Annotated in this window: 18 protein-coding genes; all 18 read right to left on the bottom strand. The window is 61.1% G+C overall.

From position 1 onward, the window contains the following. Positions 1–1,024, bottom strand: a 1,024-nt coding sequence (locus YH62_RS28880; RefSeq protein WP_046797768.1) for a flagellar hook protein FlgE, incomplete at its 3' end; no start/stop codon positions are given. A gap of 112 nt (positions 1,025–1,136) precedes the next feature. Beyond that, positions 1,137–1,808 carry a winged helix-turn-helix domain-containing protein gene (locus YH62_RS28875; RefSeq protein ID WP_046797767.1) on the bottom strand — a complete coding sequence of 224 codons (672 nt, stop codon included), beginning with the start codon at positions 1,806–1,808 and terminating at the stop codon, positions 1,137–1,139. 281 nt (positions 1,809–2,089) lie between these two features. Next, complete coding sequence (locus YH62_RS28870) at positions 2,090–2,647, bottom strand: lytic transglycosylase domain-containing protein (protein ID WP_046797766.1); 558 nt, start codon at positions 2,645–2,647, stop codon at positions 2,090–2,092. Continuing rightward, positions 2,595–4,031 carry a flagellar hook-length control protein FliK gene (locus YH62_RS29260; RefSeq protein ID WP_052760565.1) on the bottom strand — a complete coding sequence of 479 codons (1,437 nt, stop codon included), beginning with the start codon at positions 4,029–4,031 and terminating at the stop codon, positions 2,595–2,597. Before YH62_RS29260 ends, YH62_RS28870 begins: the two co-directional genes overlap by 53 nt. After that, positions 4,028–5,305 (bottom strand): chemotaxis protein MotC, encoded by a 1,278-nt coding sequence (motC, locus tag YH62_RS28860; protein ID WP_245282249.1) that lies wholly within the window; start codon positions 5,303–5,305, stop codon positions 4,028–4,030. The genes YH62_RS29260 and motC overlap by 4 nt, the downstream gene beginning before the upstream one ends. Then, positions 5,305–6,561: a MotB family protein gene (locus tag YH62_RS28855; protein WP_046797765.1), complete on the bottom strand. Its 1,257-nt coding sequence runs from the start codon at positions 6,559–6,561 to the stop codon at positions 5,305–5,307. The genes motC and YH62_RS28855 overlap by 1 nt, the downstream gene beginning before the upstream one ends. Then, positions 6,558–7,202, bottom strand: coding sequence for an OmpH family outer membrane protein (locus YH62_RS28850; protein ID WP_046797764.1), 645 nt, complete (start codon positions 7,200–7,202; stop codon positions 6,558–6,560). Before YH62_RS28850 ends, YH62_RS28855 begins: the two co-directional genes overlap by 4 nt. A 209-nt stretch (positions 7,203–7,411) precedes the next feature. Continuing rightward, a complete protein-coding gene (locus tag YH62_RS28845; protein WP_046797763.1) occupies positions 7,412–8,419 on the bottom strand; it encodes a flagellin in 1,008 nt (335 codons plus the stop codon). A gap of 327 nt (positions 8,420–8,746) precedes the next feature. Beyond that, positions 8,747–10,066, bottom strand: coding sequence for a flagellin (locus tag YH62_RS28840; RefSeq protein WP_046797762.1), 1,320 nt, complete (start codon positions 10,064–10,066; stop codon positions 8,747–8,749). Between the two features lie 275 nt (positions 10,067–10,341). Further along, the gene (locus tag YH62_RS28835; protein ID WP_046797761.1) at positions 10,342–11,526 is read right to left on the bottom strand and encodes a flagellin; all 1,185 of its coding nucleotides are present in this window, start codon (positions 11,524–11,526) and stop codon (positions 10,342–10,344) included. Positions 11,527–11,849: 323 nt separating this feature from the next. Beyond that, the gene (locus YH62_RS28830) at positions 11,850–12,869 is read right to left on the bottom strand and encodes a flagellin (RefSeq protein ID WP_046797760.1); all 1,020 of its coding nucleotides are present in this window, start codon (positions 12,867–12,869) and stop codon (positions 11,850–11,852) included. Between the two features lie 232 nt (positions 12,870–13,101). Further along, positions 13,102–13,839 (bottom strand): flagellar type III secretion system pore protein FliP, encoded by a 738-nt coding sequence (gene fliP, locus YH62_RS28825; RefSeq protein WP_046797759.1) that lies wholly within the window; start codon positions 13,837–13,839, stop codon positions 13,102–13,104. A 133-nt stretch (positions 13,840–13,972) separates the two neighbouring features. Continuing rightward, complete coding sequence (locus YH62_RS28820; protein ID WP_046797758.1) at positions 13,973–14,485, bottom strand: flagellar basal body-associated FliL family protein; 513 nt, start codon at positions 14,483–14,485, stop codon at positions 13,973–13,975. Positions 14,486–14,523: 38 nt separating this feature from the next. Further along, on the bottom strand, positions 14,524–15,243 hold the full coding sequence (flgH, locus tag YH62_RS28815) for a flagellar basal body L-ring protein FlgH (protein ID WP_046797757.1): 720 nt from the start codon (positions 15,241–15,243) through the stop codon (positions 14,524–14,526). Continuing rightward, positions 15,240–15,707, bottom strand: a complete 468-nt coding sequence (locus tag YH62_RS28810) for a MotE family protein (RefSeq protein ID WP_245282250.1) — start codon at positions 15,705–15,707, stop codon at positions 15,240–15,242. The genes flgH and YH62_RS28810 overlap by 4 nt, the downstream gene beginning before the upstream one ends. A 68-nt stretch (positions 15,708–15,775) precedes the next feature. Continuing rightward, the gene (locus YH62_RS28805; RefSeq protein ID WP_046797756.1) at positions 15,776–16,897 is read right to left on the bottom strand and encodes a flagellar basal body P-ring protein FlgI; all 1,122 of its coding nucleotides are present in this window, start codon (positions 16,895–16,897) and stop codon (positions 15,776–15,778) included. Beyond that, positions 16,894–17,376, bottom strand: a complete 483-nt coding sequence (flgA, locus tag YH62_RS28800) for a flagellar basal body P-ring formation chaperone FlgA (RefSeq protein ID WP_046797755.1) — start codon at positions 17,374–17,376, stop codon at positions 16,894–16,896. Before flgA ends, YH62_RS28805 begins: the two co-directional genes overlap by 4 nt. A 17-nt stretch (positions 17,377–17,393) precedes the next feature. Beyond that, positions 17,394–17,827, bottom strand: a 434-nt coding sequence (locus YH62_RS28795) for a flagellar hook-basal body complex protein (protein ID WP_046797754.1), incomplete at its 5' end; no start/stop codon positions are given.

Genomic DNA, 17,827 nt, shown 5'->3' with positions numbered 1-17,827 from the left:
TGACGCCGGAATCGTTGCTCTGGCTGTAGACGTTGCCGGCCAGCGGCTTCAGCATGTCCGGGCTCTGAACATTCGCCATGGCGATGCGGTACTTGGGCACGAGATCGCCATTCGCATATTTGAGGAAGACGACGCCGTCCTCGCTGATCTGGTAATCGACCACGCCGCTTGCAGCTTTGCCATTGACGTTACCTTCGGCGCTGAAATCCCCGTTGAGCTGGGTCGTGCCGGAAATGTCGATCGCAAGCGAGCCGAGAGTGGCCCCACCGATCGTCAGGCCGGTCGTCGTCAGCGTGGCCGGATCGGGGGTCACAAGCTGGCCGCTCGCGTTGAAGGTGAGCGCAGTCGCCGGCATCAGATTGTGCACCGTGCCGTCCGGAGCCGTGTAATCGACCCTTACGCTCCAGGCATTGTCACCCGTTTTGCTGTATGTGTAGTCCAGCTTGCGGCTATTGCCCTGGCTATCGTAAGCCACGAGCGACGTGGACTTCGACCAGCCCGTCGCTTCGTTCGACGGCAGATTGACTTTCAGAGTTCCTGAGGTGGACGGCGTGGCGGCAAGCCCGCCGGCAGAAAGGTTGATCTCGGTCAATCCCTCGAAACCGTTGATGACGATCGTCGGATCTTCCGTGGAGGAATACTCGTAGCCCATCAGCTTGAAGCCGGCGGAATTGAGCAGCGAACCATCGTCCATCTTGACGAAGGAGCCGGCGCGGGTGAGGTATTCGACGCCATCCGACCCCTGCACGATGAAGAAGCCCTGACCGTTGATCGCGAGATCGGTCGCAGAGGTCGTGTAGCTGAACGTGCCCTGATCGGAGATCGAGTAGCGAACGGTCGTGTTGACGCCGCCGGAATTGTAGGAGCCTTGGGAGGACGGCAGAACGAGGGAGGAAAACTGGGTGGACGCGCGCTTGTAGCCCGCCGTGCTGGCGTTTGCGATATTGTCGCCGACCGTGCTCAAGCGGTTGGCCTGCGCGTTCATGCCGGAGACACCGGTTCTCATCGTTCCGTAAAGGCTCATGTCCAAATCCTCGTTATGCCCATGTTCGGGAGGCTATGCGGCGGGCCTTGCGTGAGGCTGTCTGATTTCCGCTTCCTTCGGCGGAAACCGAAGAAAAATACCCTGCTGAAAATCAGCTCCAGTCGATGCAGTAGCCAAGGAAGCGCTTGGAATCGACCGGGTCGAAACCGAGCTTCTTGCGCAGCTTCTTGCGCAGCTTGCTGATGTGGCTTTCGACGACGTTCTCTTCGACTTCCTCGTCGAAGATGCCGTAGATCGCATTGAAAATCTGGGTCTTGGAAACGCGGCGGCCGCGGTTGGCGACCAGATATTCCAGGATGCGGCGCTCCCGGCGCGGCAGCGGGAAGACATCGCCATTGATTTCCGGATCGCGGCCGTCGGAGAAGACCCGGACGGGACCGACATCGGTGTAGTTGGTGATCGCCTTGATGCGCCGGCGGATCGCCGCGGCGCGGGCCAAAATCTCGCGCGGATGGACCGGTTTGCGGACCACGTCGTCCACGCCGCTATCAAAGAAGGCGAGCGTGGCTTCCAGCGAAGGCTGATCGCTGACGGCGATCACCGGCGCCGTAGAACGGTCGCGGATGGCCCTCGGCAGGTCAAGCGACCGATCGCCCTGGCCGATCAGGAACGCCTCGACGGCGGCGATATCAGTATCGGCCGCCGTGTTCACCCATTCGCCGAAATCCTTTGGATCGAACCCCGTCGAGGGAATGCCCTCGCGTCCGAAAAGAGAAGTATATCCGTCCTTAACAAGCTCGCGCTCATCAACCACTACGATCATTCGCCCGCCTCCGAATCACTTGTGGTGCCTTGGTGGTCTATGGGTACGAATCGGAGGAATCCCAGACAAGCTGTGGGAAGTTAACTAAACAAATTAATAGTTGATTAACCATTTGGGAGCGATTTGCACTAGATGTAGTATGCCCTCCCAAAATGGGCACAATTATTTCGTGGAAAAATTAAGAATCCGCGCGAAAGGGCTTGCGCATCTGAATCTTGCCCCAAACTTGCCGCAATGCCGCATCGCGAGTCTCGCATATTGCGACTTCAATTTAAAGTTGCTCAACTGTTACAAAAATGCGACGCGTTCGGCGTCCACTTTCCGTAGCCCGTCGCGACCAGATTGCTGATCACGCGGCACACATATTTCTTCTGCGCGGGGTCATTGTTCGGTCCGGCGTGGTAACGTGCCACTGCCATCGTCCAGGTTTCATGCCTGTCATGGAGGTTACGGAGGAACTTCGCCGCATATTCCACATTGCGTCTCGGGTCGAACATCTCCGCGGCGGACGAGAAATTTTCGCCGTGGAAATGATGGTTGATCTGCATGCAGCCGATGTCGATGAGCTTCCTGCCATCGCGCCGCGCCGTCTCGAAAGTCACCATGGCCTCCTGCCGCGAGGGCGGGAAATAGGCCTTGCCTTCGACATTCATCGCGAAGGGCGAAAGATTCCCCTTCCGTCCCGTTTCGGTGAGGCCGACGGAATAGAGGATGCCTTCCGGCACTCCGTATTTTGCCGCAGCGGCCTGGATCTCGCGCTCGCAGGCCCCCGGTGACGCCATGGCCTCAGAGGTAAAGCTGGCCAGGGCGAGCGCTGCCAGGGATACCAGCCGCCGCATTCTCCGAGACCACTTCATTCCCATTCCCCGTCGTTTCGCGTGCGCCGCGCTCGTTTGCCGGACCCTGTCCCCTGCCCTGCGCATCCTGCTGGCGCTCGCCGTTTGCCGTCATCGACTGGCCCGCCTGTCCGCCGCTCTGCTGGCCCTTGTTCGCATCCGTATCGGCGGTGGAAACAACGCTGACCGTCACCTGATCGACGGCAAAGCCCTGGGCGCGCAGGGCATCCAGGATGCCGCCGCTGTCCTCGCTGAGCTGGCGATATGCGGCGCGCGTCTCCACCGTCAGATGCACGCTCAGCTCATCTCCCGCCAGTCGCAGGGTGGCCGTAACCGCACCCAGCTCATGCGGGTTCATCTGAAGCTTCAGCGTGTTCACCACGCCGCCGGTGCTGCCGTGGCCCGCCACATCGGAGAGACCCGAACTCGGCTGCATGGCGCTTACCCATTCCGGATCACCGGAAAGGGCCGAGGTCAGCAGCGCGCTGTTGGAATTCGGCGCAAGCCCGAGGAACCGGCGGGAATCCAGAACGGTGATGTTTTCGGCCGAAGCTCCGGTCGAGTTCTTGAATTCTATCGCGGCCTTTTCGCCTCGCCCGCCCGCTACCGACATGTCGACGGTCTGTCCGCCTCGCGCGTTCGAGAAGCGGAACAGCCGGTCTCGATCGACGCCGGCCTGATCGGAAGAGGGCATGGAAAGCAGCTCGGAAGTCTCGGCCTGGGCTTTCTCCCGCCGCGGGCCTACAACACCGGCAGCTCCATCCTCCATGGCAATCGAGCCGCGCCGCGTCGTGGTCGCATTCGCCGTTCCACCCGGCCTGGAAATGCCAAGGCCCGCCGCCTCGGCCGCCATCAGATGTTCCCCGCCTGCAAGCAGCGAAAGCATGTCAGCGAGAACCGCTGTGGGCGGAATATCGGTCTCTGGTTTTTCCGGCGCCGCCGCTTCGGAAGTCGCGTCCTCATCCGCCTCAGCCTTCTGCCGCGACGACTTCGCGCTCTGCGGCCCTTGTGCCACCGAAGGCAGGGAGAACCCGTTGCCCACGGATTTTCTGGCCGCCTCGCCTTCTTCGGCGTTTCCAACGGGGGTTCCGCGCAACGCATTCTCGCCGGCTGCCGATTGCCGTCGCAGCGTATCCGGTCTCAGGTCGATCAGTGGCCTCATTCTGCCATCCTCCCCTTGGCCGGCTGCGCCCAACCGCTCCTCGACGGAAGCCGGCCTGCCCTCGCCCGTTCCGGCATCATTCCGCTGCTGCGGGTCCTTGCGCTCGAGATTGGAAAGGGTGAGCGAGAAATCGGAACCGCCCTCCGTGTTGCGGCCACCCTTTTCGGGTTTCGCAGCCGAAGTGCCATCGAGGGGGCTCGTCCGGCCCGCATTGTCCGTAATCATGGGTCCTCCTCCTTCAGCAAATCATCGATAGCGCTCAATTTCGAGCGGCCGCTGTCGACGAACGTCTGAAATTCCGGATCGATTTCTACAGCGCGGCCATCCGGAGAAACCTCGCCGGAGGCGGCGGGCCCGGCCACTTCATCTCCGGGCAGCGCGGCTGATATTCCCGCGTCATCTGTGCCGTTCATGTTGACCGGGATGGCTTGCCCGAGGCTTGCCTGCGTGGGCGGGTTCAGCATCTGCTCGGCAATCGTCCGTGCCGCCTCGCGCAGCGCCCTGTCGCGCGGCGACAAATCCTCCTGCGGAATGTCGGCAATGGACCGCATGGCTTCCGCGACATCGCCCGTCGGGATATTCGCCAATCCGCCATAGAGGCGCGCCAAGGCCTCCGATCCCCCGGTGGGGGCACCGGCGAGAGCCTCCGCCCTCTCCGAAGCTAGACGCGCAAGATCGCTCCTTGCCGCGATCGCGGCTGCACGTGCGATCCGCAGGAAGACTTCGCGCCGGCGGTCGGCATCCATGAAGGCAACCGTCGCGTCCAAGTCCTCTTCATGGATCTGCCCGTAATGCTTGACGACGAGGTCGACGAACAGATCGACGAACTGGCTCGCATAGGGCGAATGCACGAAGCGCCTGGCGTATTTCCTGGAATAGGCCACGCCCTGGTCGACCAGGCCGGCATCCAGGGAGATCGCCACCGAGCGCCTGAGCGCGGCTTCCTCGACAATGGTTCCGGGCGCCGTCAACCGCGCCCAGTCATAGAACGCCAGGGCTTCCTTGGGGTCATTCGCGACCGAGACATTGCCGCTGACAAGCGCCAGATACGGGCCGATCTTCTGATCCCGGTATTCCGTGGCCATGGCGCCCATGCTCTTGGCGACGAGGGTTCCCTTGCCGCTCAGATATTTCCGCAGCGCATCCGCCACGCGGCTGTCGAAATTTCCGGCGACGTCGCGCGAGGCGAGATATTCCAGCGTGGCGGGGTTTCCGCCGCTCATGGCATAGATCAGCGCGGCATCGACATTGCGCGGGTCATCGAAGACGGAAGGATCGGCCGTCCTCAACCGCTCGTCCATCTTGGCGAGGAGGAACCGCTGCATCTCGCCCGCGGAATGATCGCCGAGCACCACGGAATCCTGCACGAACTGCAGCGAACGCAATATCGAATGCGGCGCGAGGTCGCCATGATCCTGGGCGAACACCGGACGTGTCAGGGCCGTGCCCAGAAGCAGGGTCGCGATGGCCAGGATGCGAAGCGGCGCTGATGCCATCATCACCCCTCGCCCGCCTGTATGAGTATCTCGATGCGCCGGTTGGCGGCGGCAAGAGGATCATCCGTAACCTGCAGCCGCCTGTCGGCAAAGCCGGAGACCTGCTTGACGCGATCTTCCGCGAGCCCGCCATTCACGAGCATGTAATAGGCACTGTGGGCGCGCGCCATGGAAAGGCGCCAGTTGTCGTTTTCCGTGCCCTTGAACTGCCGCCCGTCGGTGTGTCCACGCACGACGATATCGCCCCCGCGATCTTTAAGAATCTGCCCGATCCTCTCCATCGCCAGCACCATTTCCCTGCGAGGCACCGCCGAGCCGATGTTGAACATGGGGGCGTCCGTCTGCTCCGAAATGGAGACGAGAAGACCCCCCTCGGTCGGCGTCACGATCAGGCTTTCAGCGAGCTTGCCCGCGACACCGGAAATCTGCCGCTCGATTTCCTCGCGCAGCTCTTCGGCCTGCTTCTGCGCCGCACCGCCTTGCGTTTCGACCGGCTTGTCCGACTTTTTGTCCCCGGCATTCTCCTTCACGTCCGCGCCTGGCTGTTGCGCCGGCGCCGAGGCATCGATGCGGGCGCCGTCCGGCTGAGACTGTGGAGCCGCAAAGGCCGTCTGCATTTCGGTGGGCGTCGGGCGCTCGGTCTGCGGGAAGGTCTCCGATCGCTCCGGTCCGGTGGCGCGCGTTACCTGCACCTGTCTCGTCCAGAAGTCCGGATCGAACGGATCGCGATAGGCTTCGCCGCCTTCCGCACCCGTTGCCGGGCCGGAATCGGCGGCACCGCCTTCGCCCTTGGCGCTGACATTCGCCTGCTGGCCGACTTCCTGGGCTATTTCGGCAAGAACCGAATAAGGATTCTCGAAGAAATCCGCCTCCGAATAATTGGGCTCGTCACCCGAGGTGGATGTCATGTCCTCACCGGTCGCCGCCGCCGAGCCGATGACATCTCCGTCGTCCTTGATCCGCGAACGCTCGTCGGTTTCGCGGCCTTCCGCCCGGTCCACCGGCTTTTCCAGCCCCTTTTCGGCGGGCGTTTCATCCGAAAGCTTGATCGGATTGAAGTAGCTCGCCATCGAGGCCTTAGTCTCCTCGTTAGCGGCGTTGACCAGCCACATGACGAGAAAGAAGGCCATCATGGCGGTCATGAAATCAGCATAAGCGATCTTCCAGGCACCGCCATGATGCCCCTCATCGCTGCTTTTCTGGCGTTTGACGATGATGACCGCGTTCTTGCCGTGGTGGTGATTTTCGCCTTCGCTCATCCCAGCACTTTCCTCAAGCTCGCCGCCCAGGCCGACATCCGGGTCACGAGAACCGTTTCGCCGATATCGACCGCGATATCGAGATCGGGAGCTTCGACGTGGCGCAGGAGCGGCGTTTCGCCGCCGAGCGCCGATTGCAGTTTTTCGTACATGTGCGCCGGTCCCCTGACAGTCAGGGTGCCGACATCGCCTTCCAGAACAGCCGCACGAATGAGGCCCGCCATATCAGCGACCGCCTTGGCAGCCAGCACTTCCTCCAGAAGCGGCGCCAAAATCTTCGCGGTCTGGTCGCTCACCGCCTCGGCGGTGGCGGTTGCGACCTCCTGGAACCTGGCCTCGATCATCGCAACGGCTTGAACCTCGTACCGCTCCCGGAGCGCATCCAGTTCCGCGGCATGAGCGGCGAGAAGCTCTCCGCGCTCCTCCGCCCATTGCCGCTGCAATTCCTCCGATGCCGCCGCATGCCCCTTAGCATAGGCTTCCGCTCGCTCGGCCTCGATATCCATCGGCTCGTCGACCATCGCCGGAAAGTCTTCGATCCCGCCCTGAAAGCCGGCGCCGAAATCGTCGCCGAGGACCGGCGGGACAGCCGGCTGCGGCTCGCCGAAATCCTTCAAGTAGCGCGCTATCGAAGCGGTCATCGCAAATTCCCTGCCTGCTTCATCCTGCAGAATTCATCACGGGCCGCCGAAACAGCTGGCGGACAGTGGCAGACGGTAGGCAGTCAAACTTGTGCGAGGATGATGACGATGCCGCACCGCAACCCGCCAGCCGCTGTTTCCGCGCTCAAGCGGAGGAGGACGGTCCGCCATCCTCATTCTCCGTTCAGCCCGATCGGAACCGGCTACTGCTACTGGCGGAAGAGCTGGAGAATGTTCTCCGCATTGGTGTTGGCGATCGAGAGCGACTGGATGCCGAGCTGCTGCTGCGTCTGCAGCGCCTTGAGCCTGGTCGATTCCTCGTTCATATCGGCATCCACCAGGCGGCCCACGCCCTTGTCGATGACATCGATCAGCGAGGCGATGAAATCTTCCTGCAGATCGATGCGGCTCTGGATGGAGCCGAGACTGGAGGCCGCGCTCGTCATTGCCAGAAGCTGCCCGTCGACGAAGCGCGCCATCATATCGAGCACGGCTTCGTCTGTGGGCGCGGAGCCCGCCTGCTCTCCATTCATGGTCGTCGCGACATTCGAAAGTTTGGTAATGTCGAGCGTGAAAACGGAGAAGCCCAAAGTCGCGGTCGAGGTTGGCGTGAGCTTTGCTTCTTTGTCAAGAATACCGAGCTTTCCGCCGCTCAGATCAAAAAGAACGGTTTTGCTATCCAGGGAATAATCGACCGTCTGGACGGTCACTTCGCCCGTCGCCGTTCGCGTGAAGGAGGCAACGACCTGCTTGATAACCGGCGCTTCGATTACTCCCGTGGCGGGCGGCGTTGCAGGGATGCTGATCTTGTCCTGCAGCCAGTTCTCGCCCGAAAAGGTCGCGGATTCCGCAATGCTCTTCAATTGCTCCTGGAGCTGGGCGATCTCTTCCTGAATCTTTCCGCGGTTGGCGCCGACACCGTAGGCGGCAACGAGCTTGGTCTTGATCTCGGTGACCGTCTCGATCGCGCTTTCCATTGCGGCATAGGCGGTATCGACCTTGGCGGCGCCGAGGCCGAGCGCATCCTGCACCGTCGAAAGCGCCGAGTTGTCGGACCGCATGGTGGTCGCAATCGACCAATAGGCCGCGTTATCGGCCGCCGTTTCCACCCGAAGGCCGGAGGAAACTCGAGCCTGGGTGGTCTCCATATTGCGGTCGATGGCGCGCAGCGTCTGCAACGCGGCCATGGCCGCGGCATTGGTAAGGATACTCGTCATGGCAGTCGCCCCTGGTCGGAAACTCGAGAAAATCCGGAGTCGGTTACCGGCAACGACGAGGGGCATCATGCTTACCTGCCCTTCACTCAAACGGTCGGGCGGCCTGTCGTTCTTAACAAATCGTTAAGAGCGCAGTTAACAAAGGGTAACCGCCAATTGCAAGACACCAAACGAAGGGCCGCGACGCCCCCGCAGGTTTCGCGCAAGCCTCGCCGAAACGGAAAAACCGCGCCTCCTTGGAGACGCGGTCTTCTTTCGGGAAATTCATGTCGTGCCGAAGCGGGACGAAACCGCCCTAGGCCAAGCCAGCCCTGACCCGGGCGCCGCTTACTGGCGGAAGAGCGACAGAATGTTCTCCGAATTGGTGTTGGCGATGGAGAGCGACTGGATCGCGAGCTGCTGCTGGGTTTGCAGCGCCTTGAGACGGGTCGATTCCTCGTTCATGTCGGCATCGACCAGGCGGCCGATACCGCTGTCGATCGAGTCGGTCAGCTTGGAGACGAAGTCTTCCTGCAGACCGATACGCATGGAAACCGAACCAAGGCCAGCGGTTGCACTCGTGATTGCCTGCAGCTGCGTTTCCACAAACTGGATCATCGCGTCGAGACCTTCGCTCTCGGTGAGACCGTTCAGCGTCAGGTGTTTGGTTATGTCGAGGTCAGAAACCGAGTAAGTCAGAGGCGTGGCGAGCTGACCGCTGGCTCCGGTTTCCAAATAAACATTCACGCCATCGGCCGTCCTGCCGATCGCGGAAGTACCCGTCGCTTGTGCAGCGGTTTGCGCAGCTGTTGCACCGCCGTTGTCAGCCGTCGCTGCTGTAACTTTGACGTATTGATCATCCCCTATCTTAAAGTACACGCCATTTGTATTCGCAGCCGTAGTGGAGTTGGCAACGGTCACCAAACCAGTCGTAGCGTCCGCATTAAAAGTGACAGGGGTGCCCGCAGTTTGCTCGGGCAATGCTCGAAGCTGCGCCTCCGTGAACACCTTGGCCACCTGCACCTTCGTCACCGGAGGAGCGCCTGTGGTAATCTCGAACGCCTTGGTCACGCCGGTGTCGGAATAGTATGCCACTTGATCGAGAATGCCCGCATTACCGGCAGTATCGAAAAGTACCGTGCTGCGGTTCAGGGGAATGTCTATCGTCTTGACCGCAACGCTCCCACTCGCGTCACGTGTGAAAGAGCCGACCACTTGCTTGATGACATCGGTCAGGTTGCCTGCGCCATCGCTGATCGCCGCTTGCAGCCAGTTCTCACCGGAGAAAGAAGCGGATTCCGCGATGCTCCTCAACTGATCCTGAAGCTGGACAATCTCTTCCTGAATTTTTGCCTTGTCTACGCCGGCTTCACGGGATGCGACGAGCTTGTTCTTGATCTCGGTTACCACATCGACCGCGCTTTCCATCGCGGCGTAGGCCGTATCCACCTTGGCAGCGCCGAGACCGAGGGCATCCTGAACAGAAGAGAGCGCGCCGTTATCAGAACGCATGGTAGTTGCGATCGACCAATAGGCGGCGTTGTCAGCGGCGGTGCCGACCCGCAGGCCGGAGGAAACCCTGGCTTGGGTCTCTTCCATCTTGGAATCGATCGCGCGGAGGGTCTGGAGGGCAGCCATGGCTGCGGTATTCGTCAGAATGCTGGTCATCACGTGCCCCTAGCTTGGCTGAACTGAAGAGGGACATTCCGGAATTCGCCGGAGAGGATGGCGCGGCCTGATGCCTGTTAACCTTTGCTTCGTCTTGGTTAACCCATCCTTTCGATGACCCCTTCTAGGGTAAGGATGGTTAACAAAGGTTAAACGGCGGTTTACCGAAATTAACAGTGAGTGAACATTTCTCTCGCCTCGCGGAGCCGCATCGGAAAACGCAAAAACCGCGCCCGAAGGCGCGGTTCGATTTTCTGCGGAAAGATCCGTTCCGATTAACGGAAGAGCGTGAGAATGTTTTCCGAAGAGGTGTTGGCGATCGAGAGAGCCTGGATGCCGAGCTGCTGCTGCGTCTGCAGGGCCTTCAGGCGGGTGGACTCTTCGTTCATGTCGGCGTCGACGAGGCGGCCGATGCCGCTATCAAGGGAATCCGTCAACTTGGCGACGAAATCTTCCTGCAGGTCAAGACGCATGGCAACGGAGCCAAGGTCTGCTGCCGCGCTGATGGCCGCCTCAAGCTGAGCATCGACATGAGAGATGAGCTTGTCGAGAACAGCTTCATCGGAAGCGCCGGCCATGCTGAACGCGGTTCTTGCAGCATCAAGCTTTGTAATGTCGAGATCGAGGATCGAGGTGCCGCCGGCATAGACACCAGCAGTCGTGACCAATGGAGTAGGAGCGCCCGCAAGGGCTGTTCCCGCTGCGGTAGTGACCTGAAGCCACTTACCCTCGTCAACCTGCTTGTAATAATCGGCACCATCGCTCCAAACGCCGTTGGCGCCTTCGGAAAAAGTTGCGCCCAAGCTCGTTGTGGCGGTGTAGAAGGCGCCGTCGGTCCACTGGGCAACGTTAGCTTTCAAGGCTGCGGAATCAAGGATGCCTTTGCCATTGCCACTCGAGTCGATCAGAACGTTCGAGCTGTTCAGGGCGATATTGATCGTCTGAACCTTGACATTTCCGGCGCTGTCGCGCGTGAACGACCCGACAATCTGCTTATTAACGGTTACATCGGTGGCGAGGTTGCCTGCAGTTGCAGAGGCCTGGCCGATGGCGCCTTTCAGCCAGTTCTCGCCCGAGAAGGAAGCCGAGTCGGTGATCGACTTCAACTGATCCTGCAGCTGATCGATTTCTTCCTGAATCTTCGCCCGGTCGACGCCAGCTTCACGGGAAGCAACCAGCTTATTCTTGATTTCCTTTACGACGTCGATCGCGCTTTCCATACCGGCATAGGCGGTATCGACCTTGGCGGAACCGAGGCCAAGTGCATCCTGAACAGCGGAGAGAGCGCCATTATCCGAACGCATGGTGGTCGCGATCGACCAGTAGGCGGCGTTGTCCGACGCTGAGCCGACACGCAGGCCGGAGGAGACGCGGCCCTGGGTCTGCTCCATGCTCTGGCCGATGGTGCGGAGCGTCTGGAGTGCGGACTGCGCTGCGATATTGGTGAGAATGCTCGTCATGGTAGATTTGCCCCTTAGTGGCTGATTAAGAAGGGACATTCCGGTATTCACCGGCGAACGGCGGTCAGCGTCATGCTTGCCAACCTATTAATAAACAAGGTTAACTCGCCGTTTCGATGGGCTTTACGTAACCTTGCCTTGGTTAATGAAGAGCTAAACGGAAACGAAAATCGGCACAGCCTTGAATTTTATTTTGCAGCCATCGCGTGCACGCGCGCGTAACCGAAAAAGCTTAAGAAATGACAAAAGCCGCACCCGTTTCCGGATGCGGCTCGATAAGCTTGGAAACGGTTCGCAGCCAAGGCCGCGAACCGGACTTCCTATTAACGGAAGAGCGACAGGATGTTCTGCGAGTCGCTGTTTGCGATCGACAGAGCCTGGATGGCGAGCTGCTGCTGAGTCTGCAGAGCCTTCAGCTTGGTCGACTCTTCGTTCATGTCGGCGTCGACGAGACGACCAATGCCACGTTCCATCGTATCGGAGAGCTTGCTAGCGAAGTCTTCCTGCATCGAGATGCGCTTCGAGATGGAACCAAGCTCGGAAGCTGCGCTTCCCATTGCTTCCAGCTGCGTATCGACGTGCTTGAGGAGTGCTTCAAGAGCGTCCTTATCCGTTGCATCCGCTGCAACAAGCGCGTCAGCATCTACAGCAGCGGTCGTACCGCCCTTGTAAATGGACAAGTCCGTGATATCGAGATTCGATACCGACGACTTAAGAACGGTAGCCTTTGCAGCCTTGTCGAGAAGACCGCCGGCACCGGCAGTGCCATCAGCAGTTAGACCCGAGTCAAAGAGAACGTTGGATGTGCTTAACTTGTAGTCGATCGTGGAAACGGAAACACCGCTGGAAGTGCGCGTGAAGGAGCCAACCACCTGCTTATTAGTTGCGGCAATTTCCGCAGCATCAGTCAGCGCCGCACCGTTAAGTGTGACCTTACCCTGCAGCCAATTTTCGCCACTAAAGCTGGCAGAATCGGCAATCGATTTAAGCTGCTCCTGCAGCTGCGTAACTTCCTCCTGGATTTTGGCCTTGTCAGCCGTCGGCTCCATTGCGGTGATCAGCTTGTTCTTGATTTCTTTTACGACATCAATTGCCGATTCCATACCGGCATAAGCCGTATCGACCTTCGCGGCGCCGAGGCCGAGAGCGTCCTGAACGGAAGAAAGAGCAGCGTTGTCGGAACGCATCGTGGTCGCGATCGACCAGTAGGCGGCGTTATCCGATGCCGCGCCGACCTTGAGGCCGGTGGAGATACGGTCCTGGGTGGTCGCCATGTCGTTGGAAATGGTGCGCAGCGTCTGGAGAGCTGCCATAGAAGCGGCATTGGTGAGAATGCTAGCCATGATTTTGTTGTCCCTTTGAACGAGATACTGGATGGGGACATACCGGACTGAATGAAAATTACCGGTCACGACAGCCCGGCTTCATGCCATTCGGTGCCGCATCTTGGCTACCAACCCCGTCGTGTGAGGGAGAAACTGGCAGCCAATTCTTGCCAACTTCTTTAAATCCGAGCAGGGCTCAGGTGATGACTAAAGCTATGGTGAACGCCCGGTAAGCAGGCATGGTTAACGGTTAGCTGAACGACCGCACCAGGCTGCCGACGAGCAGGTTCCAGCCGTCGATCAGCACGAAGAAAAGTATCTTGAAAGGCAACGAGATCGAGGTCGGCGGCAGCATCATCATGCCCATGGCCATGGTGATGGCGGCGACGATCAGATCGATGACGAGGAAGGGCAGGATGATCAGGAAACCTATCTCGAAGCCGCGCCGGATTTCCGAGAGCATGAAGGCCGGAACCAGCACGCGGTAATCGACGGCTTCCGGCGTTCCGACGCTCTGGCCGCGCTCGCGAGCAAGTTCCACGAAAAGCGCAAGATCCTTGTCCCGCGTGTTGGCGCTCATGAAGGTTCGGAAGGGTTCGGCGATCCGCTGCACGGCCTCCGCCTCCTGGATCTGGTTCTGCAGCAGCGGCTGCACGCCCTCGTCCCAGGCCCGGTCGAAGGTCGGCGCCATGACGTAAAAGGTCATGAACAGCGCCATCGAGATCAGGATCATGTTGGAAGGAGCGCTCGCGAGCCCCATTCCCGTGCGCAGGATCGAAAAGGCGATCACGAAGCGCGGAAAGCTCGTCACCATCACCAGAATGCCGGGAGCGACGGAAAGCACCGTCAGGAGCCCGAAGGTGCGGATGATCCAGGCCGCGGCGGACCCGTCGATCGGCAAATTGAGGAGGTCGGCCGGCGATTGCTGCGCAAACGCGAACCCGGGGACCGCCAAAAAGGCGGCAATCAGAGAAATCAGCCGAATCATGCGGTCACGAAGGTCCTGGACACCCTTCCTCGATAGACACCGCCGGGAAGCGTGGTCAACCGAATAAGGCCTCTGCGCGGAGGTCTTGAACAGGAAGATGCCGGCCTTCTGCCTGCGGTTGAGGACGGACCGGTCACTCTATTACGAAGGTCCGGAAAAGAACCTTCGTGATCTTGCCCTGCGAGCGCAGATCGACTCGCTCCTGGATGTCGTCCTTGAGGTATTGGAAGCCCCGCGGACCCTCTATCTGCTGCAGGGAAACGGTGCGCAGATAAGCCAGAATATCCTGGTGAATGACTTCCGCGAGCGCGGCCTCCGGCGGTCCCTTGAAGGCCAACGCCACTTCAAGCCTGATCCAGTTTTCGGCAGGATAGGCCAGGTTGGTGGTGATCGGATCGAGCGCGACAATGCCGTTCGCCTCGGCCGAGAGGTGCGGGATGCCGGCATTGCCCTCGGCAGCCTGCCCCCCCGCAGCGGTCTGGGGAGAAGGTGCTGCAGCTTCTGGCAGCGCCGGCGCGATCAGGCCCCCGACCAGCCAGCCCCCGCCAGCGCCTACAAGGGTCAGGACCGCCAGGCCGGCGATCATCATGACGAGCGGGCTCCTGCCCGTCTCGTTCGAACCGCCGGATATCGCTTCTTCCGCCATGGTCTTCAACCTTCAAACCGCTGCAATGCGCCTTCCGTTCAGAACGGCGAGAACAGGTCCACGACCTGCTGGCCGACCGGCGGCTGCTGAATCTCCGTCAGGCGTCCGCGGCCGCCATAGGAGATGCGGGCCTCGGCGATCTTGTCGTAGGAGATCATGTTGTCCGCATTGACATCCTGCGGCCGCACGATGCCGGCGACGTTGAGAATACGGATTTCATGGTTCACGCGCACTTCCTGCGAACCGCTGATGAGCAGGTTGCCGTTTTCCAGGATGCCGGTGACCACCGCCGCGACCAGGAGCTTCAGCCGCTCGGCGCGCTCGGTTGAACCCTTGCCGTGGGAATCCGAGCTGGAATCCGTGCCGAGATCACCCGTCGTGCCCGCTTCCGGCGTCCAGCCGAACAGGTTGCTGACATTCGCTCCCCAGCCGAGGCTGGTGGCGTTGGTCCGCTTGCGCTCCGTCTCGTTGTCGAAGGACGCGCGGTCGTTGATCTGGATATCCACCGTCAGGATATCGCCGACATTCAGCGCGCGGGCATCCTTGAAGAGCGCCGCCTGGCTGTCGCTCCAGAGCGAATAGCCGCTCGCGAGCTGGCGCGGCTGCTTCGGGTAGGAAGCCATCTGCGGCGTCTGGGCGTATTGCAGGCCGCTGCCGATCGGGCTCATCGCGGGGGCATTGCCGATCTCCCGCATGGTCTGGCTCTGGCAGCCGGCAAGCAGGAGTACAGCCATAAGGGCGGGAACGCGCTTCGTCATGAGGGTTCTTTCGAAGTATTGGGGTCTGAAGCGCTGGAGATGATCGTCGCGATCATGCCAGCCTTGTGCGGGTCCATTTCGCTAAGGACGAGCCCGGACTGGCGCGCGGGAAGCTTCATTATGATCGCCGCGGCGACCTCGACATTCATCTGCTCGAGCTGCGGTGCGGCGGCATCGGCCTTCATCGTCTTGAAGATATCGACGAGACCGGACTCCGCTTGCCTCAGGAAGTCGTTGCGCCGTTTCAGCCAATCCTCGTATTCGGTACGCCGGTTCTCGAGCGTGGCTATGCGCGCATCCACATCCGCCTGCAGCTTTTCAAGCTCCTGCTTCTGCATCAGGTAGCGCTGATCGCGCGCCGCATCCGCGATGTTGGTGCAGAATTTCTGGATCTCGTCGGCAGTCGAGAGTTCCGAGACGACCGCCGGCTGCTGCGCGTTGACCTGCGGCACCAGCATCAGCATCGCGCCGAGAAGAAGGAGCCGCTGCGCGGCCCTCCTGGAGACGGAAACGGTCAGAAGAGGCGTGTCGGTCATTGCAGCACGAGCTCCGCGTGAAGGGCGCCGGCGGACTTGATGCCCTGCAGGATGGCGATGATGCCGTCGGGCTTGACGCCGATATTGTTGAGGCCGGAGACCAGCGTTCGAAGATCGGGCCCTTCCAGGATCGCAACCTGGCCGCCGTCCTTCATCGCCATGATATCCGTCTGCGGCTGCATTGCCGTCTGTCCGCGCGAGAAGGGCTCGGGCTGGATCACCTGCGGCGTCTCGGTCACCTGAACCGTCAGCGTGCCGTAGCTGACGGCGACGCGGGCAACGCGGACGTCCGCCCCGATGACGATGGTGCCGGTGCGCTCGTTGATGACCACCCTGGCCGGGCTGTCGGTCTCGACCACGAGGTTCTCGATCTCCGCCATCAGCCGCGTCAGGTCGGCGATCTTCGGCTTCTGCACGATCACTTCCTGATTGTCGCGCGGCTCGGCGATCGGCCCGCCATAGCGGCGGCTGGCAAAGGCATTGACGGTATCGGCCACCCGGACGGCGGTCGAGAAATCCGGATTGCGGAGCTGCAGGACCAGATTGACCGAGTCCTTGAAGCTCGACGGCAGCTCGCGCTCGATGATGGCGCCATTGGGAACGCGGCCCGCGGTAGTGATACCTTCCGTCAGCGTCGCGGCGTCCCCTTGGGCGGTAAAGCCAGAGACGATGACGGCCCCTTGAGCCACCGCGTAGATCAACCCGTCCGCGCCGGAAAGCGAGGTCATGATGAGCGTGCCGCCGCGCAGCGACGTGGCATCGCCGAGCGAGCTCACCGTCACATCGATACGGCTGCCGGGACTGGCGAAGGGCGGAAGGTTCGCCGTCACCATGACAGCCGCCGTGTTCTTGGCGTTCGATTGCCCGCCCTGCGTGGAGATGCCGAGGTTCTGAAGCATCGCCCGCATGGATTGTTCGGTGAAGGGCGAGGAGCGCAGGCTGTCGCCGGACCCCTGCAGGCCGACGACCAGGCCGTAGCCGATCAACTGATTGTCCCGGCCCGATTGCAGCGAAGCGATATCCTTGATGCGTGCCGATTGTGCCTGCACGGGCTCCGCCTGGACGCCGAGAAGCGCTCCAAGAACGGCGAGTGCAGCAAGGAAGCGGGAAGATCTCATTTCGCCATCACCTGTATCGTGCCGTCGGCCATTACCGTGCCGCTTACCGTGATGCCGGAATCGGTGTTGCGCACCCGGATCACATCCCCGACCGCGCCATCCTCCAGCGGCGAACCGCCGGCGGAAATCGCAAGCTGGCCGATCGCGAAGGTCAGCCGCACGGCGGAACCGCGGGTTACCGCATAGGGCGCGCGCAGCGCCGAAACGAGGACGATGCGGCCGGGCAGCAGCGTGCGTTTGCTCACCATTCCGACAACTTCGCCGGTGGAACGGGCATAATCGCCGGTAAGATTGGGATTGGTGACCTCGACCTCCTCGACCCGCGCGGCGGAGATCACCTCGCCGGGATAGATGGTCTGGGTCGGCACCACCGCAAAGCCCATGTCTGCAAAAGCCGGCCGGCCGGCAAGAGCGAGCAAGGCGGCCAAGAGCGGCAGGGCGAGCCTGCCTCCAATCCTGTTCATCCGGCGAAACATCATGTCTGCCCGTCTCCTGCTTACTTCAGGTTCTTGCTGACGATCTGCGCCATCTCATCGGCGGTGGGGATGACCTTGGGGTTCATCTCATAGGCGCGCTGGGCCGAGATCAGATCTGTGATCTCCTTGACCGCATCGACGTTCGAAGCTTCGAGATAGCCCTGCTTGATGTAACCGAAGCCGGGGTCTTCCGGTACGGCCACGATCGGGTCGCCGGATGCGGCCGTCTGTGCGAAGAGGTTGTCGCCGAGCGGCTGCAGGCCGGCTTCGTTGACGAAGTTGGCGACCGTGAGCTGGCCGATCTCCTGGAACTCGGTCTCGTTGCCGACACGCACGCTCACCTGGCCGGTGCGGCTGATGACGGTCTCGCTGACATCCGCCGGGAAGACGATGTTGGGGACGACGGTATAGCCGTCGATCGTCACGAGCTGGCCGTCGGCATTCTGGTTGAACG

Origin of the sequence: Rhizobium sp. LC145 (assembly GCF_001005825.1) — a bacterium.
Lineage (GTDB): Bacteria > Pseudomonadota > Alphaproteobacteria > Rhizobiales > Rhizobiaceae > Neorhizobium.
This window is presented reverse-complemented; position numbering and strand designations above follow the sequence as displayed.

Excerpts from the sequence above, each read along its gene's own strand:
- YH62_RS28820 (WP_046797758.1), bottom strand. The coding sequence starts at position 14,485 with ATGGCGGAAGAAGCGATATCCGGCGGTTCGAACGAGACGGGCAGGAGC.
- YH62_RS28840 (WP_046797762.1), bottom strand. The coding sequence starts at position 10,066 with ATGACCAGCATTCTGACGAATACCGCAGCCATGGCTGCCCTCCAGACC.
- YH62_RS28845 (WP_046797763.1), bottom strand. The coding sequence starts at position 8,419 with ATGACGAGTATCCTTACCAATGCCGCGGCCATGGCCGCGTTGCAGACG.
- YH62_RS28805 (WP_046797756.1), bottom strand. The coding sequence starts at position 16,897 with ATGAGATCTTCCCGCTTCCTTGCTGCACTCGCCGTTCTTGGAGCGCTT.
- flgH (WP_046797757.1), bottom strand. The coding sequence starts at position 15,243 with ATGACGAAGCGCGTTCCCGCCCTTATGGCTGTACTCCTGCTTGCCGGC.
- YH62_RS28810 (WP_245282250.1), bottom strand. The coding sequence starts at position 15,707 with ATGCTGATGCTGGTGCCGCAGGTCAACGCGCAGCAGCCGGCGGTCGTC.
- YH62_RS28870 (WP_046797766.1), bottom strand. The coding sequence starts at position 2,647 with ATGCGGCGGCTGGTATCCCTGGCAGCGCTCGCCCTGGCCAGCTTTACC.
- motC (WP_245282249.1), bottom strand. The coding sequence starts at position 5,305 with ATGATGGCATCAGCGCCGCTTCGCATCCTGGCCATCGCGACCCTGCTT.
- fliP (WP_046797759.1), bottom strand. The coding sequence starts at position 13,839 with ATGATTCGGCTGATTTCTCTGATTGCCGCCTTTTTGGCGGTCCCCGGG.
- YH62_RS28850 (WP_046797764.1), bottom strand. The coding sequence starts at position 7,202 with ATGACCGCTTCGATAGCGCGCTACTTGAAGGATTTCGGCGAGCCGCAG.
- flgA (WP_046797755.1), bottom strand. The coding sequence starts at position 17,376 with ATGATGTTTCGCCGGATGAACAGGATTGGAGGCAGGCTCGCCCTGCCG.
- YH62_RS28855 (WP_046797765.1), bottom strand. The coding sequence starts at position 6,561 with ATGAGCGAAGGCGAAAATCACCACCACGGCAAGAACGCGGTCATCATC.
- YH62_RS28875 (WP_046797767.1), bottom strand. The coding sequence starts at position 1,808 with ATGATCGTAGTGGTTGATGAGCGCGAGCTTGTTAAGGACGGATATACT.
- YH62_RS28830 (WP_046797760.1), bottom strand. The coding sequence starts at position 12,869 with ATGGCTAGCATTCTCACCAATGCCGCTTCTATGGCAGCTCTCCAGACG.
- YH62_RS28835 (WP_046797761.1), bottom strand. The coding sequence starts at position 11,526 with ATGACGAGCATTCTCACCAATATCGCAGCGCAGTCCGCACTCCAGACG.
- YH62_RS29260 (WP_052760565.1), bottom strand. The coding sequence starts at position 4,031 with ATGATTACGGACAATGCGGGCCGGACGAGCCCCCTCGATGGCACTTCG.